Origin of the sequence: Lutibacter citreus (assembly GCF_003260195.1) — a bacterium.
GTDB lineage: Bacteria > Bacteroidota > Bacteroidia > Flavobacteriales > Flavobacteriaceae > Lutibacter > Lutibacter citreus.
The window spans coordinates 121,611-146,626 of the sequence record NZ_QEIH01000010.1 but is presented as its reverse complement, the minus strand read 5'-3'; the positions used below and the strand labels follow the sequence as shown (position 1 = coordinate 146,626).

The following is a 25,016-nucleotide window of genomic DNA, read 5'->3' as shown; positions in this document are numbered from 1 at the left end:
CCGATTATTCAAACGTACAATTCATTTAAAAAACCGTTGCTCACAAGTAGAAAAAAATTGCAGTAAAAAGCAACTATGAAAAAAATATTAAATCTATTATCACAAATTGTATTAGCAATTATTACCGCAATTACCTTTCTTATAATTACTTTTTTTGTAACCTATAAATTTAGTCGTGAAATTATAGTTTCGTTAAATCCATTCCCTATTTATATTAGTTCTTTTCTTAGTTTTATATTTGTTCTGTTTTTTATAAAAAAGAAAAAATATTTTTATTCTACTATTACAATTCTTCTTCTCATTACTCTATTAAATTTCTTGATAAATAATTCTAAGCATAACCATTCAAATTTATTTTCGGAACATTTAACAACTTGGAGTAATACTGAACATACTACAACAATTCCTTTTTATAGTTCTGAATCAGGCCATATTTATCTGAAAGCAAAAATTGGAAATGAAACAAAATATATAGCTTTTGATACTGGTGCAGAATTATGTGGTTTTAATGAAAAATATAATGTTTTAAAAAACGATACTTTATTTATAATGCCCATTATAGATTCTAATGGCAAAAAAAATAAAATGAAAATTCATAAGCTAAAAAATCTTTCATTTGGAGCTTTAGCTTTTAAAAAAAATCATTTTGTTTCGATGAGTAGCGATATTTGGGAGAAAAAATGTGGAATATTTTATAATCAAGATTCAATTGCAGGAGTACTAGGTAACAATATAATAAATTGTTTTGTTTGGGATTTTGATATGTTAAATAAAACTGTAAGTATAAGTGAAAAAACAAAGTTACAAAACATTTCTAAAGCTGTAATTATTCCTTTAAATGAGATTGATAAAAAAAATTGGGTTGTTAAAATTAAAATAAATGGAGAGAAAAAAAAGGTAATATTAGATTCAGGTTGTGATGCAACTCTTTTTATTAAAGACACCTTAAATATTTCTAAAAATTATAAATACCTAATCAGTAGTAATACCTCAAAAGGATTATTCTCGTATAAAGATTGCATGGAAAAGAATGATAGTACAGAAGTTCTATTTAAAAATAAAAAAACAACTAGAAATATTTTTGTTAATTTAAAAATTGACAATACATTATTTAAAGATATATTGATAAAAGATTCTTCTTCAAATAACCTGTTAGGAGTTCCTTTATTTTGGGAATTTGAAAGAGTTGTTTTAAATTTCCCTAATAAAATGATGTATCTCTTTAATAAAAATAATGATACAAATACGAAAAGCATCACCAATATAAGTGATAAAATGAAAATAATCTTAGAAAAAAACTAGAGCCAAATAAAGTACATAAAAAATAGCTTACATACATTAAATTAGAATGTTTCTAAATCAAAAATACATTAATTTTAAACATCTGAAAAGTACGTTTTCAAATCTGCTACTTTCCATGTACTAACTCGTTAATTACATCCAAAATGAACATCCGAAAATATTCAAAAAAAGACCATATGGCATGTATGGAAATTATTAAAATTAATACCCCTGATTATTTTGGCGAAGATGAGATTCCTCTTTTTAAAGATTGGCTAGTAGCTCAGGAAGAAGGAAAACTCGCTTATTCTGTATCCGAAAAGGAGTTTTATTTCGTGCTAGAAGAAAATAATAGAGTTATAGGCTGTGCAGGTTATTTACTTGTGAAAAATTCAACTAAAATATATCTCTCTTGGGGAATGGTTCACCGTCAGTTTCAAAAATTAGGCTATGGAAAAAAACTACTTGAATATAGATTTGATTCTATTACTCAAAATTTCCCTAATAGCATAATTGCACTAGCTACCACCCAAGAAATTGCACCTTTTTTCGAAAAACATGGGTTTAAAACGATTGAAATTAAACCCAAATATTACTCAGAATCATTGGATCGTTATGAGATGGAAAAATAAATACTGTAAATAACAGCTCCTAAATCGCATTACAACTCCTGCAGGAGATTAACGCTGTTTAGCTTAAAACGTAGCCATACATAAAATGAATTTCCTAAAGGATATAACTAACAAAGACAAAATTAAAAACAAATATACTTTGAGTTATGAGGTAGTTCAGAATGAAAAAGAAAGTATCGCTAAAAAAGTAAAAAAAAACAAAATGAGGTTAAGAAACTTATTCATGTTAATTTTAACCCTTACAATTCTGATTACTTCATTGATTATATTTAAGAATTATAAAACTGAGAATCTGTATAATAAAGGAATAATTAAGTCAGCTATTATTACGAATATAATTCACAATAATTATAAAATGAATGATGTGGACGGTACATTTGTGAATAATTTCCTAATTGAATACGAATTTGAATTTGATAAAGGAATTGTTAATAGTTTTTATGAGATTCATAATAAAGATTATAATAAATACTTTGAAAATAGAGGAATTATTAAATGGCATTATGGAACGAATATATAAAAACGTCCTACATCAATACAAAACCAAAATTGCTGCATTAAGTAAAATAGAATGTTTCTTAATACTAATTTTATTAGTTTTATAAAACGAAAAACTGCAAAAACCATAACACGCCTTTCCACACACTAAACCGTTGGCAAGTAGAAAAATAAAAAAAATATTCACCTTGCAAGTAGAAATAAAAAACCCAAGAATCAATTGTTATAAATGCATGAGGCCTTCAAGCACATGTATTTGCAAACACATTAGTCCTTTCCAAACTAAAACTCGTTTTATAATTCTTATGCACCCGAAGGAGTACAAAAAAGAAAAAAACGGAACGGGACATATGACTAATCTTCAACTTGAAAATTCAGAAATTATAGTTGGTGTCAATTTTACCAATAATAATCGTGTAAATGAAATACTGACTAAAGAAAATAGTTGTTCTTTCCTACTTTATCCGGGAAAAGATAATTTCAACTTATCCATAAGAGAAAGTTCAGAAATAAATTCTTTTATGGGTAATAATCCACACATCTTCATTCTTGATGGCACATGGCCCTGCGCCCGCAAAATGCTTAAACTAAGTAAGAACTTACAAAAACTAAAAAGAGTGAGTTTTGATAATAAAATCAAATCAAAATTTATTATCAAGCAGCAGCCAGAATCTCTTTGCCTTAGCACTATTGAGTCTGTATATACTATCTTAAATTTACTTAAAGAAGGTAACTTAGAACAATGCGAGACGAACAGCTTCCTTATTCCTTTTGAAAAAATGATTGAGTATCAACTCGAATATATTCTAAACCCAAATAGTAAAAACTATTGTTCAACTGAGAACAGAGAGATTATTCCTAAGAACACATATAAGAAAAATACTGAAAGAAGTGTTATTTTTGAACAAGAATAGATGTATTATAAAAACTAACTATAACAATAAATAAAATTTAAACTAGCTAAAACAACAAACATTCAACAAGCAATTTGCTTCGTCCGAAAAATATCCGATTTTCCAGTTGTACAAATCTTATAAAAACTCGTTAGCGGTAATATGAAAAGCTCACTCAAAAAAAATAAAACAGAATGGTTTGTAAGAATTGTAAACAGAATTTTGATGGTAATTTTTGCAATAATTGCGGGCAAAATTCAAACATTGGGAAAGTTGACTTTAAATACTTGTTAGAGGAAATTTCTAATAGTATTTTTCAAGTAAATCGCGGAATTTTATTCACAATAAAAGAATTATTTACAAGACCTGGAAAAAGCATAAGAGAATATTTAGAAGGAAAGAGAAAAAAACATTTTAAACCTTTAGCATTTGTACTTCTGGCTTCTACTTTATATGTTTTAACAACATATTTAACAGATATGAATACATATTTGGGAGATTCTATGTTTGGAATAGCTGAAAGTCTGAGCAAAAACACTACTGATGCATCTGCGAGTGTGAAATTTTTGAATTGGTTAGCAAATAATAACGCATATTCTACTCTTTTATTTTTGCCAATTTTTTCTTTGGCATCTTATTTAGTTTTTAAAAAATCAAAATACAATTACTTTGAGCACTTAATATTGAATTTTTATATTACCGGTCAACAAACAGTAATTTATTTAATTTTTAGTCTTGTTTTTTTTAAAGGCTATTATATGCCGTCGTTTCCTTTTATACTTGGAATAATATTTAATTTTTGGGTCTTTAATCAGTTTTTTAAAAATAATAAGACTATTAAAAATATGCTGTTAATATTATTAACATATATCCTCTTTCACATAGAACTCATTATTTTGATTTCAATAATAACTGGAGTCGTTATTTTTAATAAATAAATAAATACTACTGCCAATAATCTATAATAATTTATGCTTAAATTTAAACTAGCTAAAACGACAAACGAACAAATCTTATAAAAACTCGTTGTAAAACATTCAAAATGAAACAAATTAAATATTAATTTATTATGGTAAAATTATTTCTTAGATCAGCAATCTTTCTTTTTTTTGGACACGTTGTATTTGCCCAATCTCATTCTGATAAGTTAAATGTATTGATTGTAGACGGATTTAGTAATCATAATTGGAAACAAACCTCTTTAGTTGTTAAAACAATTCTGGAAAATAGCGATTTATTTAATGTTGTTATTTCAACAGCACCTTATGAAAACGAACATAACGAATGGAAAAACTGGCGACCGAAATTTAAAGATTATGATGTTGTTATACAAAACACCAATAATATTCACAATAAAAATATACGATGGCCTAGAGAAGTAGAGAAAAACTTAGAAGAATACATACGGTCAGGTGGTGGTTTATACATACTTCACTCTGCGAACAATGCTTTTTCTAGGTGGGAAGAATATAATTTAATGATAGGATTAGGTTGGAGATCTAAAGATGAAGGGATTGCATTACAGATAAAGGAAAATAAAGAAATAGTTGAAATTCCAGTACATGAAGGAAAATATACCTATCATGGGCCCAGAAATGATGAAATTATTTATATCCTAAATGATCACGCCATTAATAAAGGTTTTCCTAAGGTATGGAAAACACCTGATATGGAGCTTTATAAGTTTGCCAGAGGCCCAGCCAAAAACCTTACTGTTCTTTCATATGCCAAGGACAATAACACTAATATTAAGTGGCCTGTAGAATGGGTAGTCTCTTATGGGAAAGGAAGGGTGTATAATTCATCTATGGGACATCTTTGGAAAGGCGACTCCTACCCCGTAAGTTATAGATGTGTCGGATTTCAAACAATCTTGATTCGTGCTACAGAGTGGTTGGCTACAGGAAAGTCATCCTATAAAATACCTAATAATTTTCCTACCGAACATAAGATAGAGTTAGTTCCCCTAGATCCTATCACTAAGAATTAAAACGAATTACAACAATGATAATCGTTGCATAAGGCAATAAAAACTGCGCCCTAGTGCGCGCTCACTTAACTAAAAGTTAGCAAATAATTTTTCTTGATATTATTTCTTGCCTTACATGCCATGAAATAAAAATTTCTTCATCTATAAACCTAGTATTTCTTTATATTTGGGGCTTCTTCTGCAACAAGGACAATGCATCTAAAAAAACTGCTATATTCAACAATATAGAATGTTTCTAAAACATAAATAACTTAAATTTATACATTGAAAAATTACGGTTTCAAAACCGCTATTAGCCTTATTCAAAACCATTGCCATTCATTGCACTCGTCCTGAATAAAGACTACATAATTTTAAATTTATGAAACATCTTTTGCTTATTACTTTATTATTACCTTTTTTTAGTTTTTCTCAAGTAGGAATTAATACCACAAACCCAAAAGCTACATTAGATCTAAGAGGTAACCCTTCTGAAATTACTATCGCAGATGGTGTAATAGCTCCTCGAATTTCAAGAATTAATTTAATTGCAAAAACGGCTTATTCAACCGATCAAATAGGTATTATAATATACATAACTGATTTAAGTGGAACAGTAAATACGCAAACTGAAAAAATTACTGAAATTGGTTATTATTACTTCGATGGTAACATTTGGAGATCTATGAATAGCAATACTAAACTTAGTTATGGAGATACCAAACAAGGTTTTCAATCAACAGACCATAATGGTTGGATAAAATTAAATGGCAGAGCTATTAGTTCACTAACGTCAACTCAACAAACACAGGCTACAACTTTAGGGTTTAGCTCCAATTTACCTGATGCAACCAATTCGTTTTTAGTACAAAACGGTACATTGTTAGGAACTGTTTCAAATTCTAATAATAAAATGATTGTACAAGCCAATTTGCCAAATGTTACGTTAACAGGAACTACAAATACCAATGGAAATCATAATCACGGATATTCAATTGATAGTTCTCCATGGAACTCAGGTGGCTCAAGTGTAAGTAATGTTACAAGTAGAAATAATGTTCCTACAAATGTAGCAGCATCTTTTGCAGGGAACCATTCTCATACAATAACAACTTCATCATTAAATGGTGGTGTTACACAAACAACTTTAGATGTCACTCCAAAAAGTTTATCAGTTAATACTTTTGTATATTTAGGAAATTAGCTAAATAATTTAGCGACTTTAATGAATGAATATAAATTTCTGATTTTTAGTAAGTTTGAAAAAAATAAAAACAAAACTGAATCCGGAATTTTTTACTGAAACGGAGCTTAAAAAATTTCGAGAATAAATCCTAACAGGATTTACGCAAGCCTAAAATAAGAAATCAGAGTTTTGATTGAATATGAACAAGTTGAAAAAACGAAATGGCAACAAGGTGAATAATTTATAGCTTGTTTTAAGCACACTAACAAAAATCCTAACGGAAATTTCTATTCAGTATTTATTAACTAAATTAGTTGTTTAAAATAGCTACCAAGCATATACTAACTCGCTGTAGGTAATTAAAAATCAAATTCAAAAAAATGAAATTAGGAAAAATTGTAACCATTATTTTAATCGGATTTATTGTAAGCTGTTCAAACAAATCTAAAAAAAATGAGGAATGGACAAAAATTACACGAGAGTCAAAAACGATTGATAACATAACTTACCATTTCTCATCCAAGATTCACATTTCTAGAAGAAATTCTGCAATTGAAGAGTGCCAAAATTCCATTACCGAAAATTTAAAGTTAATTAAAGAAACTGAATTTACAAATGAAATGGATATTGAGTTCTTAGAATCCAGAACAGAAATGTTAAAATATACTGGAATGGGAGCCCAAGGAATGGCTTTTCCTGATAGAAATACTTTTTTTACTTTATTAAAAGATAAAGATTCACCCATAAAACACGAAATGATGCATATGATAACTATGTATAAATGGGGAACTCCTCCCGAAACATCTACTTGGATGAATGAAGGACTTGCTACATATTCCGGTGGAATTTGCTCAAAATATTCATTAACTGAAATTTACAAATATTTTATTCAGAGTAAAAAATTAATTACTATGAATAAACTAGCTAATAATTTTTATGGGAATCCTGAAATGATAGCTTACAGCCAAAGTGCGTTTATATGCAAATTTTTAATTGATAATTATGGTTTGGATAAATTTAAACAAATATGGGTAAAAGGTTTTAATGAAATGATATCAGTATATGGATTTGATCATCAACAATTAGAAATTATTTTAGCTAAATATGTAAACGAAAAACACCCAACTAATATCGAATTTGATTGGGAAGAATTTAATGAAGGGTGTTAAAATAACCACCTACAATACATCATATAATTTATTCTTAAATTAGAACTAATACAAACGACAAATATCAATAAACGATTTGCTAGGGTATAAAAATCTCTAATTTTCCAGACATACAAATTATATAAAAAAGCGTTAGCATTAACGTAAGAGCAAGTTTATAAAATTAAAGAAAATGAAATAAATTATACAGCAGAAAAAACACGAAAAGCCAACAATGCTTTTTATTCATTGCTAGGTTCGGTAATTCTCTAATATTCTTTCTGTATCTTTAAATCTGATTTCCAGCACAAAAAACGCTAACGAACTTATTGTAACAAAATCAAAACTTTAAATCATTTTAGGTAATGCAACCTAAATGGAGTTAAAGAATAATTCGATAAAAACATCAACAAATGAAATTAATAAGTCAACTTGTATTACTGTCGTTGTTTCTCACTGTAATTAGTTGCAATAAATTAGGCGAAGAAAAAAAATCTTCATCAAATCATTTAAAAGCTCAATCAATAGATTCAATAAAAACGAAAAATGTGATATTTGAGAGTGAAGGAATTAAATTGGCAGGTACCGTTTATAGTCCCAAACATCCTCATTCAGCTGTTGTTATTGTACACGGTTCTGACCGAGTACCTAGAATGACAAAACTTGCTGAATTATATGCAAAAAATGACATTTTGGTGTTGACCTATGATAAACGAGGAGTTGGAGAATCTGGCGGAGTTTATGCTGGTCCTGAAGTAGGAACAAACAATATTAGTACTGATAATCTTAATCTATTAGCAAAAGATGCGAGTGCTGCTGTAAATATAATTCATCAACAAAATAAAGATTTACCTGTAGGTCTTGTAGGTTTCAGTCAAGCTGGATGGATAATTCCTTTTGCTGCAAATAAAAATCCACTAATAGAATTTATGGTTTTATTTAGTTGTCCTACCATAACTACTCTTGAACAACTCAGATTTCAGTTTTATACAAATGGGAAAACAGATTTTTGGGAAAATCATACAGAAAAAGATGTACGTGAACATATCAAGAACGACCCTGACAGATTTCAATTTAAAGCAACTGACCCAAAAGATGCTTTAAGAACCCTTACAACTCCAGGCCTCTGGGTTTTTGGTGAAAAAGATATTCAGATTCCTGTAAAAATATGTATAGAACATCTTAATAATCTAAAAGTAAAAGACAAACCTTTTGAATATGTCTTATTCCCATCTTTAGGACACAACACAAATAAAACAGAACCAATCAATATTTCTATTCATTGGATAAAACAAAAGGCTTTCAATATTACGAATAATGTGATAAAAAACACGCATTAGAATACCAAAACAGTGCCTACAAAATATTCTTTCTGTATCTTTAATCCTGATTTCCAGCACAAAAACCCTTCAGTATTTATCGAAACTAAATTAAAACTATAACCCGTTGTAATTCATTATGACCAATCTTTAACCAATGATAAAATTCTTAAACAGATATAAAAAATACCGGTAAAATAAGTATTGTAATAAATCGTAAAATACGTGAGAGTTTTACTAATTTAGAACTAACTCTTACTGGATTAACTTCTTTTATAAACGATAGCTTAACACTGCAACAATGTGTATTGATGCCATTATTGTTAATGATGTAAATTTTGTTAGATTATTAAAAATAATGGAACCTAACATTAATATTGATAATGAATCAAAAAACAACTATAACTTAATTTTAAATAATCAAAAAATAAAAAACTTACTTGCTCTTAAGTTAAGCCTTACTTATTCTGCAATTAAATATAGACAAGAATTTGGAGATGAAATAGATGATTTAATACAATTAGTAAAATTAGAATTGCAGAGAGAATAATAAAAAAAGTTCAACAAGTAATTTGTATCGTCCAAAAAATCTTCTATTTTACAAATCCGAAAATCTTATAAAAACACATGGTAGCTTATTTATAACAAACCTAAAATTTATTGATGAAACTTACATTAAAAAAAATAATTCACTTTCCTGTAATCAAAATAGTTTTAGGAATTACAATTTGTCTTGGAATACTAATTGGAATTCAAAATTTTATTACAAAACCTTTAATACATAACTTTATTAACAGTAAGCCAATTGGAGATACTATTATAAATTATATTTCTGTTATTGTTTTATTATTAAGTTATTTTTATTTTTTCAAAATATATGAAAAACGAGAAATTAAAGAACTGTCTAAAACAAATTTAAGAACAGAATTATTAGGTGGTTTTCTATTTGGTTTTTTTGTTTTATCATTGGTAATATTAATTCTTTATTTACTCGGTTATTATACCGTTGATAGTATTTCTGACTTTTCTTATCTATTAGCACCATTTTCATTTCTTGTAATTGCAGCTTTAATTGAAGAGGTTTTTTTCAGGCTAATTATATATAGAATTATTGAAAAATGGTTAGGAACTTATTTAGCTTTGTTAATAATATCTATAATTTTCACAGTACCACATTTGTTGAATGACAATGTTACATTATTGTCTGTTCTACTATTATTAACCTTTGGTTTTGCACATAGTATAATGTATACCTATACAAAAAGATTATGGTTGCCTTTTGCGTTTCATTTAGGATGGAACTTTGCGCAACCTTTTTATGGTTCTAATCTCTCAGGAACAGAAGAAGAACATATAATCAATTCCAATTTTAATGGGCCCATTTTACTAATAGGAAGCGATTTTGGTATAGAAGATTCTATTTTGTCTATAATTTTACTACTCATAGTTTGCATTATCTTTTTGAAATTATCAATAAGTAAGAATAAAATAGAAAAAACAAGCTACAATAAAGTACTGTGGTAAAAAACAAATAAAAATAGTTTAATTTTTCACTAGAGTACTTACCTAAAATTCCTTCACCGTACAATTTGCTTTTTAGCATAGTACTCTGTTCTATATTTATTAAAAGTTTCTGTTATTTAAAACGTATAAATGAAGTGAATCTTTTTCCCTTCTTCTATCCTAGCTATTCATTTTGTCTTGTATGAAAGTTCTTTGATTTTAATTTGATTAAAAATGAGTAAACCGTCTTAAATTTTAAATACTGAGCCAAGAACATTCTTAAATGTTCGTTCTATTAAATTTCTGCATATATTAATAAAAGTGGTTTAAAATATAATTTCCTACTTAAGTTCTTTGTTAAATAATCTAGTTTTTATAATGCTTTATCAAGCCATGAAGACTTGATAAAACACTAACTATATGTGAGAATAAATAGTTTAAGGATTTAAGTTACCGATAGCTTTTGAATAGGTTGCTTCACTAATTTTTACACTAGCTTTTGCCGAAATATAGTCAACTTTAGCTTTCTGCCATTGTACTTGTGCATTAAGCAAATCTGTAGTAGTGGAAACTTGCTCTTTTAAACGGTTTGTTTCTAAATTCAAATTTTCTTCAGCTTGCCTTAATGCTTCAATGGTAAAATGCAATTTGGTCATTGCTTCTTTTAATTTAAAAATAGACTGATGAATTTCAAGCGTCAACAATTCTTTTGTTTGATCTAGTAGAAATTCAGCATTGGAGACTTTTATTTGTGCTTGTTTGTTTTTTAAACTTTTTTCACCCCAGTGAAAAACCGGAATACTTAAAGACACCCCAGTATTAAAAGTTAACTCATCTTCTTGTTGTGATAAATGATTTGGATTCTGAAGATAGTAATTACCAAAAGCAGTAAGTTGAGGTTTGTAATCCGCATTTACAATTTTATTCTCTGATTCATAAATTTTGGTCATATTAGATAATACTTGAATCTCTTCACGGTTATCTATGCTTATATTCTGACTATTTATTAGGTCCATTTTCATATATTCATCAATTTCCTTATCTTCAATTTGTAAAGGGCTATTAATTTCTTTTCCTATTGATTGGTTTATAGCCATTTTCAGCATCTCAATATTATTACGAAGAGAAATATCACTAAGTTTCGCGTTATTTAGCTCAACCTGAGCCTTTAATACTTCATTTTTGGTTACTATACCACTTTCATAGAAGTTAGTTACATCAGTAACTACATCAGATAAGAAACTAATTGATTTTATACTTAATTCTTGTGTTTCAATTAACGAAACTAATGTCCAGTATTGTTCTTCAATATTTAATAAAACTTCTGTTTTACTTAGGGCTATTTCAGATTTTGAAATAGCCATAGATTTAACTGCAATTTTACGTGCTTGAGCTAGTTTTCCACCCATATATATAGGTAATGCAACACCTACATTTGCATTGTAACTATTCTTGTATTGTAAATTAGTTAACGCAGCAGGTGAATAAACTCCACTTGGTGTTCCGTCTAAATTTGGTAATTCAAAACCTGGAATATTCATTTGCATAGGGTCATTTGCATAAAGATAACTTATCTCAAAATCAGCGTTAGGTAAAGAAGCTCTCTTGGCCAATTTTAACGAAGCCTCACTTGATGTAAAACTAGCTTGTTTAACTTTAACTGTTTGGTTGTGTTTCAAGGCTTGTTTTTTACATTCGTTTAAGCTCAACGTTTCTTGTGATTGAACTTTAATACTTATTGCAAGCATCAATACACAAAGAAATAGTGTATGATTTATTTTTTTTGTCATTACAATTACTTTCTAATTTCTTATTGATTTATTTTTGTTCTTATACAGGATAATAAAAACTCATTTTCTTTTTGGAGCTTATGCTCTATCTTATTTAATCTTTTATGATCTAATATTTTTATAGTTTCCATTTCTATATAGTCAAATGTTGCTAAATGATCAGCAATAGTTAATACTTTTTCCTCTAAATTATTTGAATAAACTCTATCAACCAATTGTCTTTTGTATAGCGTATCAGGTTTAATTTCTTTTAATAAGAATATTAATTTAAATGGGTTTTTGTAAATATACTTGTTAAGTATATGCCCTCCTTTAGGTATATTTACCATATTCTTATTGTTATTATTAATAACAAAATCATTACTAATAAAACGTAGATCAGCAGACATGCTAAAATTGAAAAGCATTGTATTCACTGTTTTATTACTCATAAAAACAATTGCTTTTTTAAGTGATTTTATTTTTATAAACAATTCATCATAGGTTCTAAATACTCTAAGAATATTATCTTCCCAATATGCCCCTTTATAAAAAGCGTCCCATTTTTCTTTGTATTTTTCTAAAGAGAAGTTAGTATGGTTATTGCTAATTATTACAATATCTATTTCTCTACTTTTTTCAATTTCATCTAAAATCGTTTTTAATTTTTCTTTATGAGAATAGGTTTCATTTTCCAAGAAAATCATGTAGTCTAATTCTAATATTACAGAAGATTTATGGTAACGTATATTAAAATATTTATCTGTTGTATTTGTCATGATATCGATTTGTTATTGGTTTATTTTTTGAGGTGCATTTACTTTAAAGAAAATTGCATAAAGTAATGGTACAGCAATAAGTGTAAGTACAGTAGCAAACAATAAACCGAAAATAATAGTTACGGCCATTGAAGCAAACATAGCATCACCTATTAGCGGCATCATTCCCAACATAGTTGTTAAAGCTGCTAATATTACTGGTCGAGCACGACTGATTACTGCTTTTATAATAGCATTGAATGGTATTACACCTTCTTTTTCTAAGTTAATTTTAATTTGATCCATAAGTACAATTGCATTTTTAAGTACCATTCCCATAAGTCCTAGAAAACCTACAATAGCTATAAATCCAAAAGCATTTCCAGTAATAAATAAACCTACTGCAACTCCAATTATTTGTAGTGGAATTATTAAACTTTGGCGAACATTGTTAAATAACATTATAATTATAAGTACAATAAGTAGCATTGCTAAAGGGAAAAAAATACCCGTTGCTTCACCTGCTTCTTTAGATTTTTTATACTCACCATCCCACATTACAGAATAGCCGTCAGGTAATTCAATCGCTTCGATGTCTGCCTTTACTAATGAAAGTAATGTTGTTCCAGACATGTTTACATCAATTGGGTTGCATTGAACTGTAATTGCACGTTGTTGATTGTATCGTTGAATAACACTATTTGTCCATGAAAGATCAATATTCTCCACCACTTCTTTTAATGGAACTGAAGCGCTTCCCATTCTTGGCCACACACCTGTATTACTAATACTTTCAATACTGTTTTTTGAATCATTTTCAACTTTAAGTATAAGGGGTAGTTGCTCATTATCTTCACGATACATACCTACTATTAAACCAGAACTTGTTGAGCGTTGAATAGCCGCTCCTAAATCACTACGTGTAATACCAGTTCTTTTGCTTTTATAGGTGAAAATTCTGGACTCCATGTCATCACTTGATTTCTCCAATCATCTTGAATATCTATGCATTCACATAACATTCTTTGCTTTTTCTGAAAGTTGACGAAGAACTGCAGGATCTGGGCCCATAAATCGTGCTTCTACTTTATAAGGAATTGGAGGTCCGGCAATATAACCACTAATTTGTACTCTTGCTTCTGGGAAGTTTTCGGCAAAGTATTTACTAATTTCAGGTCTCACACTTACTGCTTCATCTGAATCATGTGTTTCAATCATTAATTGTCCAAAACTACTGTTGTAACTTTGGGTTATAGCCATAAGCATATAACGTGGTGGCGTTTGACTTAAACTTGTTGTAATATTTACAATTTCACTAACGTTTTCTGATAAATAAGACTCTGCAATTGTTAAATCTTTATCTACTTTATTAAGTGAACTTCCTTCTGGCAACCAGTAATCAACTACTAAATAAGATTTTTCTAATGGTGTAAAAAATGCTTGTTTTACATTTCCAAAAAGACCAAAACCAAAAATCAACAACATAAATAAAATAGCGGTTGAAATCCATTTATGTTTTATGATTTTGGTTAAACCATTTTTGAATAAGATATACATTTTAGTATCATACGGATCTTCTTTTATAACTTTTGGTGCTTTTAAAAAACGTTCATTAGTTATAGCCGACTGTGTCATTGCGAAAATCCAACTTAAGCTTAATGAAATAGCCAATACTAAAAATAAATCTCTATTTATTTCCCCAGCTGTACTAGGTGATAAAAATACAGGTAAGAATGCTAATATTGCAATTATAGTAGCGCCAAGTAATGGCATAGCTGTTAATCTGGAAACATTTAAAATAGCTTTCTTAGGGTTTAATCCCCTCTGAATATCAACCAGTGCTCCATCGGTTACCACAATAGCATTATCAACCAACATTCCCATAGCAATAATAATAGCAGCAAGAGAACTTCTATGCAAACTAATGTCAAAAGCATACATAACAACAATAGTTCCTAAAATAGAGAATATTAAACCGCTGGCAATTAATAGTCCTGATCTTATTCCCATAAATAACAACAATATTACAAATACAATACCTACTGATTCAATAAGATTTATAACAAATGTATTTGTTGCCGCTTCAACTTCTTTTGCTTCATTGTAAATTGGGTTTAATTTTACGCCCACTGGTAAATTAGCTTCTATTTGTGCTATTTTTTTATTTAAATTTTCATTTAAAATAATTACATTAGCTCCTTTTGCTGCAGAAATCCCAAGGCCTTTTGCTTCACTTCCATTAAAATTCATTGTTTCTTGAGCAGGTTCAACATACGATTTTTTTATTTCGGCAAAATCTTTTAAATAAAATTGTTCAGGCCCAACCTGTATAATAGTGTTGCTTATATCATCTATATTTCCATATGGAGAATTTCCACTAACACGTACATATCTATCTACTAATTCAATATTTCCACTAGGCGCTATATTGGTTTGTGTTTGCAGTGCTTGAATAATAAGCCCAGGATTAACACCTAGCTCTGATAATTTCGCATCATTTACTATGATATCTACGCATTCTGGTTGATTTCCAAAAAGTTTAATTTTCCCTACCATATCAACAGTAAGAAGTTCTTTTTTCATGTATTCTGAATATTCTTTCAGTTCTTCATAAGAAAATCCTTCACCGGTTATAGCATAGAAAGTACCAAATACATCTCCAAAATCGTCAATTACTTGAGGGGCAATTGCACCTTCTGGTAATTCTCCAGAAGCATCGGATATTTTATTTCGTAAAACATCCCATATTTGAGACATCTCTTCTGATTTATAGCGATCATTAATGTTTATTTCTACAATAGATAAACCTGCATAAGAACTTGTGGATATATAATCAACATATTCCATTTCATTCACAGCACGTTCTATAACCTCTGTAACTTCTTGTTCTACCTCATGTGGTGATGCTCCGGGGTATGGTGTTATTACTAAAGCAACTTTAAGTGTGAATTTTGCGTCTTCTAATTTCCCCATATTCACATAAGAAATAACACCTCCAAACGCTATTAAGAGCAGAAAAAAGTATATAACAACTTTATTCTTAAAAGCATATTCTGTAATTGATCCCATTTTTATAACTTATTTCCTATGTTTGATTTTGAATACTCCTCCATTTTTTTCACTTCCTGATTTTCAAACAAGTAGTTTACTCCAGCAGTTACAATGTTTTCTTTACCTTTTAATCCTTTAGTAATTTCTAAATTTCCATTTCCAAATATTTTACCTGTTGATACTTCTTTAGATGAAACAGTATTTGTTTTTTCATTAAAAACCCAAACATAAGTAATGTTGTTTTTTGTAAATATAGAAGATGGTGGAACTTGAATGTAAGATGCTATTTGTGAATTATTAGTACTTAATTCAAGATGAGTAGTTGTTCCTGCTCGAAGTTTAATGTCTTTTGGAGAATCTATTATAATAGTTATTGGAAGTGATTGCTTAGTAATACTAGTTTTGTTTCCAATTTCTTTTAATTTACCAGCTATACGGAATTCTTTACCTTCTTGTTTTACAATACAAGTATATTTAGTTTCATTATTTATTTTAGAAGCATCAATCACAGAAATCCAAGCGTTAATTTCATATTTAGACATATCAAGTAATGATATAATAGGATGACCTGGTGCAACTGACTCAAAATTATTTACAAATACGTTATGAATATAGCCTGCAAAAGGAGCTTTAATTTCAGTGTCTTTAAAGGCATTTAAGGCTGCATCATAATTTGTTTTTGTTATTTTATAACGTGTTTCAATTTGATCAAAAGCACTTTGTGATATACTTTCCTTTTCTATAAGATTTTTATAACGCTCATATTCTGCCTTTGCTAGTTCATATGAGGATTTTGTTGCTTCAATACCAATTTTAAAATCGCGTTGATCTAATTGTGCTATTACTTCTCCTTTTTTTACCTGGTTACCAACAACATCGTTTAACTTTACTATTGGGCCACCTACTCTAAAAGAGAGTTTGGTATCACTTAATTCGTTTACGCTTGCTGGCAAATTAATTTTGTTAAATTGTTGTTGGGATTTTGATATTTTTTCTATCCTAACAGGTCTTACTTTTTTTTTGTGTATTGTTGTTTCATCCTTACAAGATATCATTAAAGATATAAGACAAAGTGCTATTAAGCAGTTTTTAAAAATTCGAGTCATTATTATTGTTTTATTTTATTGTTTTAAAATGTATCAAGTAAACCGTATTAGTTTATATAGTTTACCTTAAAGATAAATTTTTTTTACTTCATTATTCCTTTAAAAAAAAGAGTTAATACTTCATCCATATCTTTTTTAAATTCTATTCTATTATTACAATTTAAAGTATGGTATTCAATTAATGCATGTAACGTTTTTTCTATAACGGTAGCTTCTGCATAATCTACAATATCACCTTCGTTAATCCCTTTTTCAAAAAAGCTAACGGAAAGTTCTCTAAGGTTTTTAATATATATATTATCGATCATTTCACGTATACGTGGATACTCAACTCTAATAGCGCTAATATGTATTAATGCAAAATCATCAAAACCTTCTAAAATATGTTGACTTAAATTGTTTAAGAGTGTTTGAAAAGGTTGTTTGCTTTCTAAATATTTTTCTATTCTAGCGTTGTTTGCAGAAATACCTTTTTTACTGATTTCAGATAATAAATCTTCTTTTGTGCCTATTATTTTATATAAGGTGCGCTTAGACATGCTACAGGCTTCCGAAAGATCGTTCATATTCCACCCTTTAACTCCGTACTTAAGTAATAGGTCTTTTGTTTTTTCAAAAACAATTTCTTCAATATGTTTATCACCAACTTTCATAAAAAAAACATTAAGTAAACCATTTATATATTTCTGGTTTACTTTGCAAAAGTACATTTTATTTTTACATTTCAAATGAATTTATTATAGAAATAAACTCTAATTTTAAACATTTGGCTAAATAATGATGAATAATTTGATAATTGTATTTGTTAAATTCTAAGTTTGAAAATTGATTGATTTTATAAACGTATTCTCTATAACGTTTTGTTTTGAATTCCCTTGGTAATTATATTTTATGTAACAAAAACATATTAAAAAGCCTAAAAGGTAGAGAATAAGTGCTTTTTTTTTACAAATTTTTATTAAGGAATTTAAAAGTTGTTTGAAATAGAGTATTAGCGAAATGGAATATATTTCTTCTTTCTATGGCATGAAAAAACCCTAGATAATTTAAATTTACCCAGGGTTTTTAACCAAACATTTCATTAAACTCAATGAAATTTTTTTATTTTTATAGAATACTAAATCTAATATCCTTGATTTTGGCTTAAACCTGGAGCCAATAAAATTTCTTGTGCAGGGATAGGGAATAAATAATCTTCCTTTCCAACAGATCCAACTACAGGAATATCATTAGCATCTTTAGTAGAAGCTGCCCATTCTAGTTTTTCTGTTCTAATTAAATCATACCAACGTCTTTGTTCAGCTGCAAATTCCCAAGATTTTTCATCAAGAACTTCATCTCTAAACTCTATAGCTCCTAAACCTGTACTTGGACTTAAATCATAAGTAATATTTGCCACTCTCCAATCTACATTATTTGCTCTACGTCTAACTTTATTCAACGCTTCGTAAGAAGAAGCATCTGGTCCAGATGACATTGCCTTGGCTTCAGCATACAACAATAAAACATCTGCAAATCTATATATCTCAAAATTATCTCCACCTACATGGCTTTTTGAATTATTCCAATCATAAGAACCTCTGTGTTTTTTATAATAAGGATGTCCTAAAGTAGAATTTTCCCACGAAATTCCATTATGCTCCGTTTTAAAGGTAACATCTTTTCTGTACCCTTCTGGAAATCTATTAAAGAAACCTATTTCACAAAAGAAATCTGCAAATCCTGCAGGTTCTTCTTTTTGAACAAAAGATCTACCTCCAGGTCTTGATGCTCCATTAGTTGAAACTTCAGCATTGGTAACAAATACCATCTCAAAAATGGTTTCTTTATGACTATCATAAGTTCCAATATCATCATATTTCCATAAATCAGCATAATCATCGAGTAATTCAGCTCCAGAATTTAACATAACGTCTTCAGCGTAACTTGCTGCAATAGCATATTTCGATTCATCTTTAATAGGCCAACCTGCCCAAGTAATATAAAAATCTGCTAATAATGTTTTTACAGCCCAGGCATCTGGATGACTAGCCTCAGTAGGCCAGCTTTCAGGCAGATACTTTGCCGCTTCTAATAAATCACTTTCTATTTGTTTATAAACATCTAAAACGGGGTCCCTAGTTTCATTTTCAAAATCACCTACGGTACTAGTAATTATTGGAATATCTCCAAAAAAGCGACTTGCATAAAAATGTGCCCAGCCTCTCCAAAAATGTGCTATTGCCACATATTCATTAATCTCATCTTGATTACCAGGAATTTGATCTTTAATCTCAATAATATTGTTAGCTTGTTTAATTACTTGATAAGGTAATTGCCATGCAGTAACATCAAAAAATAATTGAGATGGTGCTATATTATATTGATCAATAGGTGTCCATTGTGTTTTAGTAGTTGGCTGAGTTGTTAAATCATCTGCTCCAAGATGCATTTGAAAAGAACGATGCGTTCCAGGCATATGGCCACGGTTATTATATAAAGCTTTAAGTATACCATTTGTACCTATCCTTAAATCTTCAAAATTCTTATAAAACGATTCTTGAGACAATAAAGATTCTGGTTCTTCTTCTAAAAATTCATCGCACCCACTAAAGGTCAATGCGAATATAAATAATCCTATAATCTTGATATATTTTTTCATTTTATTCTTCTTTTAAATTAAAACTTCACGTTAAGCCCTAAACTTATCGATTTTGCATTTGGATATGTATCATCACCATCAGAAATCCCTTGAGATTGATCTCTATCTCCCGTAGCACTAGCCTCTGGATCATAGCCTGTGTAATCTGTTATTGTAAAAACATTTTGTGCGTTTATGTAAAATCGAAAACTATCGATACCAAACGCTGAAGTTGTTTCACTAGGAATCGTATAGCCCAAAGTAACATTCTTTAATCTAATAAAACTACCATCCTCAAGGTACTGTGTGTTTCCAGGATTATCAAAAGAAGAACTTGAATATGCCCACTGATTAGAAGATTCATTTGTTGGACTCCATGCGTTTAACAAATCAATATTAGTGTAACCTCTAGTTCTTTGATAAGAATCAAGATTTAATAGATCGAACCCTTGTACACTTTGAACAAACATAGAAAAATCAAAGTTTTTGTAGTTACCGTTTACATTTAAACCTAACGTATAATCTGGAGTACCATTACCTATTACAACAGCATCTTCAACAGTTATTAGACCATCACCATTCGTATCTCTATATCTTGGAGAACCTAAATCTCTACCATGAGCAGTTGCTAATGCCTGATCTTCCGTTCTATACGGCCCTTCATATATCAATCCTTGTATTTCAGCCAATGGCCTTCCTGTTCTTAAAACATATGGTATAACACCTGCAAAACTATTAGGTTGATATTGTTCTGATGTAACAGGTATAAAATTACCTAAGCCCTCTATACTCAATAGCTTATTTTTGTTTACAGATAAATTTGCGCCAATATTTAAATTAAAATCATCTTTTTGAATAATATCAGAACTTACCATAAATTCAAAACCGCTATTTTCCATTTCACCAATATTCTCAGTTACAAACGGATTTACATTTCCTGCCAAAAGTGGCGTAGGTCTTGAATATAATAAGTCAGATGTCTTTTTATAATAGTAATCTGCAACAACAGATAATAAACCATCAAACATTTCTAAATCAACACCTATGTCATACTGTGCTGTAGTTTCCCATTTTAAATCTGGACTTGCAGGATCTCCAAGTAATATTGGAATTGTTAAAGTTCCGTTTTCAACAGGAACCCCACCTGTTGTTGGAGCAATTAATGTTGAAAATGTTTGATACGGATTAATAGATTGACTCCCCACTTTACCATAACTTAAACGTAATTTAAATAGGTCTACATTATCAGAATCTTCTAAAAATGCTTCGTTAGATAGTTTCCACGCAAAAGCAGCAGATGGAAAATAAGCCCATTTATTACCCTTTGCAAACTTAGAGGAACCATCAGCTCTCATGGAAGCTGTAAATAAGTATGTGTTTTTATACCCATAATTTACCCTCCCCATAAACGATGCTAGTTGAAAGTTTCTATTTTGGGCTTCATTTGTTGAAGCAATACTTTCTGCTAAATTTAAATTTCTATATCCTAATGTAGTAGAAATAAAATTAGTTGCATCAATTTGAGTTTGGGTATTTTGTACTGATTGAACCTCTTGAACAGCTGTAATATTTAATGAATGATCTTCTCCAAAAGTATTACTATAGTTCAATTGGTTAGTAGCTTGTAAGCTTAAGTTACGCCTGTCAATTATTCTAGCTGTTGATGTACTTGGCACATCACCTGGCAAATACCTAAAAAATCTAGAACTATTACGATTCGATGTAGACGCAGCCCCTGTAAAACTATAGGTTAAATTTTCTACAAGATCTAAATCCAATCTAACTAACCCAGCCATTTGGTTTGTAATTCCATCTGTAATCTCTTCATTCATTGTAAATAAAGGATTATCTAAATTATCTCTTCCAATATGGTGAGCAAATGCATAATTCCCTTCATCATCATATTTTTGAGATAAAGGAGAATAAAAAGACGCTGCATTAACACCTATATCACTACTTTCTCTTTCAATTCTAGATGCATTTACATTTACGGTTAACTTTGCCTTATCACTTAATTTAAAATCTAAATTTGAACGCAATCCAAATCGCTTATAGTTATCATTTTCTACAATGGCTTCTATGTCATTATAAGTAGTAGAAACATAATACTTAATATTATCTGAACCACCTTGGGCAGAAAATTGGTAATCTTGTTTAAGACCTGTTCTAAAAATTTCATCAGTCCAATTTGTACCCAACGAAGGGTCGTCTAAATAAGCTTGTTGCTCTGTATCAGTAAATGATCCGGGAACAGCTAAATTTGCTATTTGGGTATATTCATAAGGTGTTGGTATTCTAATATCATTAACTAGACTATCAAAACCTATGTTAGAATTAAAAGACCAAACTGTAGTCCCTGATTTAGCTCTCTTGGTTGCTACTAAAATAACCCCATTTGAACCTTGAGAACCATAAATTGCTGTAGCTGAAGCATCTTTTAACACCTCAATTGATTGAATATCATTTACACTTATACCGCTCATATCAGCTCCAAGAACACCATCAACCACATACAGAGGAGAATTGTTACCTTGCAGTGAGTTTGTACCTCTAATTCTTACACGCAAAGCTCCATCTGGAGAACCACTTGTACGCTGAATTGAAACACCTCCTACTTTTCCTTGAAGCGCATCTTCAATTCTTAATGAAGGTTGTTCAGCAATTTTAGCTGATCCAACACTTGTAACAGCACCCGTTAAATCTGATTTACGTTGAGATCCATACCCTACAATAACCACTTCATCTAATGAACTTACATCAGAATCTAAAAATACACTGATATTCTTTTGATCAGTTACTACTATTTCTTTTACCTTAAAACCCATATAAGAAAATAATAAAGTGTCATCTTTATTAGCCTCAATGGTGAAAATTCCGTCAAAATCGGTCGTTACTCCTTTGGAAGTACCTTTAATTGTGATACTTACACCTGGTAATAATTCATTGCCCTCGGAGCTCATTACTTTACCAGTAACACTAATCTCCTGTGCTGCAAGGATCCCAATTGAACTTAGGATAAGCACTAAAGTTAGTTTCAGTTTTGATAATTGTTTCATAAAAAATTTGGTTTTATTAAAATTGTAGCTCAAAGAAATAACTTAGATTAACTCTTTCAAACAAAAAACTGTAAAGAACCGTAAAGTAACCGCTAAGTAACGGTTAACTTATCAGTTATTACTCTAGTAAACAATACATCTACAGCCTAATAGAGAACAACGTTATAACAATTAAGCATATCACTATATAAAAAATTATAATAAAATTTAAATTTTGTTCTTGTGAGTACTTTAAATGTATTCAAGAATTCAAAACACTAATAATCTGTTAATTAAGCGTACCTAAAGGTTATTTTAATCAATCATTTCTCGTTCTTTAATTTAATAGAAACACAAAATAGCTTATTAAACTGTAATAAATATTTAAGTGATTATAATCCTATATATCAAAAGAATGAATATCCAATCTAACTTATTGTTCACAATTACAAGAAGAAAAAATATTTAGGACTTTAGGAATTAGAATCTGTAGGGAATAATTGATATAGAATCATTAATCAGAAGGATAAATATCATTCACTCTTAAAATAATCCTACCTCGAAAGAAAAAATTAATCTTCTCCATTAAAATAAGCATCAATTTATTTAAATATCCTTATATAACTTCAATCTCTCACCATATTCAAGATTAGGATCATTTAAAATCAGTTTTCTGATGCTTTCCTGAAGTACTTCTTCCGTTCTTTATATTAATTACATATTCTTTTTAAAAATCAGCACCAACAACTGTTGTTTCTTGTTGGCAATCACTAACGAATCTTGGTTCCCCCCAATTTAATTACATTTAACAACAGCTCTTACAACTTTTTGAAGTCCATTATTAGGCCCTTCAAATTTAGTAACATGACTTTCATTAAAATCAATACTATATTTAGAAGTGTATATTACACCAGCTATTGATGGTCCTTCAAAACTATCTCCATGCAGAAATTCAGATAACACATTTTTTGTAGTTAACCCTTTTAAATTACATGGTAAATAACGGTAATGTTTGGGTTTCACCTGCGCTCCAGTTTCTGCATAGGTAACTTTTACATCTCTAATAATTGAACGAGAATCAAAAGAACCAATACTAGTAATACCATATGCTTTTTCATCTTTTGAAATAAACCCACCTTCAATTCGTACCGCTGCACCACAACGTACACTTGTAATATCTCTAAGATCAACTATACCATTAGCCATAAAATGGGGAGATAACATTATTGCCGCATTCCCTTCTGTGCATCTTACATTTCTAGCTACAATATTATCTATAACATTTACAGCATCTAACGTTCTCAAATTTTTATTATGTGGCTCCAAACGCAATGTTGCACCACCAATTCCGCTTATATTACTATAGAATATATTCTTTCCTAATTGCATTTGAATTAAACCATATCCATAATCAGAATTTGTAGTATTTGCATTTTTTAAAACCCCATTTTTAGGGCCATAAGCTCTATTATTTATTGTTTCTCCGTTAAAAACAAATGCTGAAAATTGAGTGTGATTATCTAAAATACTAACGTCAGAAACTAAAAAACCATCTGCATTTTTAAAAATACAAAACCTAAAACCTCTACCCAATGGTCTAACATAGTTTAAATCCACTGTGAATTTTCCGTTTGTACAATAAATACCTGTATTTCTTAATGGTACATTCTTATTTGTACTTGTAAATGAAAACATTAACAACGCTTTTTTACCCAAAGCAGCAAAAGGTCTTAGCACTGCATCCTTATCTATTTCAATATGAACATCCTTTTTTAAAGAAACCTCATTAAAAGAATAGTTACCTTCAGGAATCACTATTTTCCCACCTCCAGCATCCGACAGTTTATCAATTGCCTTCTGAAGTTTTTCACTATCATCTGTACTAAAATCATTATCTACATTGTACTCTGTTTTAAAATTGACTGTTTTCTTAAAAGAAGTAGGTAATGTGTAAAATTCTCCTTTATTTGTTGATAATAATACCGATTCTAATTCAGTTTTTACTTTATCATTTTGAGTTTTTGTTATGTTTAATTTCTTAGAACAGCTAAAAAATAATACAACTAAAAATAATACACTTAAGTATTTAATTATTCTTTTCATGATTCTAATTCCTTAATTTTAAATAAATAATAATTTAATGTACTTATTAGTTGAGTTTATGATATGGTTTACATTACTACTCTTCAAAAGTATTCATAACAAAAAAACAACTTGTCTTTACTATTCATTTAAGTGTCGCTATGAG

At 29.3% G+C, this 25,016-nt stretch carries 20 protein-coding genes; 11 read left to right on the top strand and 9 right to left on the bottom strand.

Annotated elements, in window-relative coordinates:
- Nucleotides 1-75: 75 nt before the first annotated feature.
- The 11 genes from DAD81_RS18670 to DAD81_RS18620 all read left to right on the top strand — a co-directional run bounded on the left by DAD81_RS18670 (nt 76) and on the right by DAD81_RS18620 (nt 10,450).
- On the top strand, nt 76-1,302 hold the full coding sequence (locus tag DAD81_RS18670; protein WP_111709831.1) for a hypothetical protein: 1,227 nt from the start codon (nt 76-78) through the stop codon (nt 1,300-1,302).
- Nucleotides 1,303-1,478: 176 nt separating this feature from the next.
- A complete protein-coding gene (locus tag DAD81_RS18665; RefSeq protein WP_157961189.1) occupies nt 1,479-1,913 on the top strand; it encodes a GNAT family N-acetyltransferase in 435 nt (144 codons plus the stop codon).
- Nucleotides 1,914-1,998: 85 nt separating this feature from the next.
- The gene (locus tag DAD81_RS18660; RefSeq protein WP_111709829.1) at nt 1,999-2,433 is read left to right on the top strand and encodes a hypothetical protein; all 435 of its coding nucleotides are present in this window, start codon (nt 1,999-2,001) and stop codon (nt 2,431-2,433) included.
- Between the two features lie 133 nt (nt 2,434-2,566).
- Entirely contained in the window at nt 2,567-3,325 is a 759-nt protein-coding gene (locus tag DAD81_RS18655; protein WP_245949356.1) for a tRNA-uridine aminocarboxypropyltransferase, read from the top strand.
- Nucleotides 3,326-3,591: 266 nt separating this feature from the next.
- On the top strand, nt 3,592-4,242 hold the full coding sequence (locus DAD81_RS18650; RefSeq protein ID WP_157961188.1) for a DUF3667 domain-containing protein: 651 nt from the start codon (nt 3,592-3,594) through the stop codon (nt 4,240-4,242).
- 131 nt (nt 4,243-4,373) lie between these two features.
- On the top strand, nt 4,374-5,294 hold the full coding sequence (locus DAD81_RS18645; protein ID WP_111709826.1) for a ThuA domain-containing protein: 921 nt from the start codon (nt 4,374-4,376) through the stop codon (nt 5,292-5,294).
- Nucleotides 5,295-5,655: 361 nt separating this feature from the next.
- The gene (locus DAD81_RS18640) at nt 5,656-6,477 is read left to right on the top strand and encodes a hypothetical protein (RefSeq protein WP_111709825.1); all 822 of its coding nucleotides are present in this window, start codon (nt 5,656-5,658) and stop codon (nt 6,475-6,477) included.
- Nucleotides 6,478-6,839: 362 nt separating this feature from the next.
- Complete coding sequence (locus DAD81_RS18635; protein WP_111709824.1) at nt 6,840-7,628, top strand: peptidase MA family metallohydrolase; 789 nt, start codon at nt 6,840-6,842, stop codon at nt 7,626-7,628.
- Nucleotides 7,629-8,020: 392 nt separating this feature from the next.
- Nucleotides 8,021-8,947, top strand: coding sequence for an alpha/beta hydrolase family protein (locus DAD81_RS18630; protein ID WP_111709823.1), 927 nt, complete (start codon nt 8,021-8,023; stop codon nt 8,945-8,947).
- 337 nt (nt 8,948-9,284) lie between these two features.
- Complete coding sequence (locus tag DAD81_RS18625) at nt 9,285-9,476, top strand: hypothetical protein (protein WP_157961187.1); 192 nt, start codon at nt 9,285-9,287, stop codon at nt 9,474-9,476.
- A 113-nt stretch (nt 9,477-9,589) separates the two neighbouring features.
- Nucleotides 9,590-10,450, top strand: a complete 861-nt coding sequence (locus DAD81_RS18620; RefSeq protein ID WP_111709821.1) for a CPBP family intramembrane glutamic endopeptidase — start codon at nt 9,590-9,592, stop codon at nt 10,448-10,450.
- Nucleotides 10,451-10,866: 416 nt separating this feature from the next.
- Here DAD81_RS18620 and DAD81_RS18615 read toward each other — a convergent pair whose 3' ends face one another.
- From DAD81_RS18615 to DAD81_RS18575, 9 genes are all read right to left on the bottom strand, one after another.
- A complete protein-coding gene (locus DAD81_RS18615) occupies nt 10,867-12,219 on the bottom strand; it encodes a TolC family protein (RefSeq protein ID WP_111709820.1) in 1,353 nt (450 codons plus the stop codon).
- A gap of 20 nt (nt 12,220-12,239) precedes the next feature.
- Complete coding sequence (locus DAD81_RS18610) at nt 12,240-12,977, bottom strand: Clp protease/crotonase-like domain-containing protein (RefSeq protein ID WP_111709819.1); 738 nt, start codon at nt 12,975-12,977, stop codon at nt 12,240-12,242.
- Between the two features lie 12 nt (nt 12,978-12,989).
- The gene (locus DAD81_RS18605) at nt 12,990-13,946 is read right to left on the bottom strand and encodes an efflux RND transporter permease subunit (RefSeq protein ID WP_157961186.1); all 957 of its coding nucleotides are present in this window, start codon (nt 13,944-13,946) and stop codon (nt 12,990-12,992) included.
- A 21-nt stretch (nt 13,947-13,967) separates the two neighbouring features.
- Nucleotides 13,968-16,025, bottom strand: a complete 2,058-nt coding sequence (locus DAD81_RS18600) for an efflux RND transporter permease subunit (RefSeq protein ID WP_111709817.1) — start codon at nt 16,023-16,025, stop codon at nt 13,968-13,970.
- 2 nt (nt 16,026-16,027) lie between these two features.
- On the bottom strand, nt 16,028-17,113 hold the full coding sequence (locus DAD81_RS18595; protein ID WP_111709816.1) for an efflux RND transporter periplasmic adaptor subunit: 1,086 nt from the start codon (nt 17,111-17,113) through the stop codon (nt 16,028-16,030).
- 83 nt (nt 17,114-17,196) lie between these two features.
- Nucleotides 17,197-17,766 carry a TetR/AcrR family transcriptional regulator gene (locus tag DAD81_RS18590; RefSeq protein WP_157961185.1) on the bottom strand — a complete coding sequence of 190 codons (570 nt, stop codon included), beginning with the start codon at nt 17,764-17,766 and terminating at the stop codon, nt 17,197-17,199.
- A gap of 470 nt (nt 17,767-18,236) precedes the next feature.
- A complete protein-coding gene (locus DAD81_RS18585) occupies nt 18,237-19,754 on the bottom strand; it encodes a RagB/SusD family nutrient uptake outer membrane protein (protein ID WP_111709814.1) in 1,518 nt (505 codons plus the stop codon).
- A 17-nt stretch (nt 19,755-19,771) separates the two neighbouring features.
- A complete protein-coding gene (locus DAD81_RS18580; RefSeq protein ID WP_111709813.1) occupies nt 19,772-22,789 on the bottom strand; it encodes a SusC/RagA family TonB-linked outer membrane protein in 3,018 nt (1,005 codons plus the stop codon).
- A gap of 774 nt (nt 22,790-23,563) precedes the next feature.
- Nucleotides 23,564-24,871 carry a hypothetical protein gene (locus DAD81_RS18575; protein WP_111709812.1) on the bottom strand — a complete coding sequence of 436 codons (1,308 nt, stop codon included), beginning with the start codon at nt 24,869-24,871 and terminating at the stop codon, nt 23,564-23,566.
- Nucleotides 24,872-25,016 lie beyond the last annotated feature (145 nt).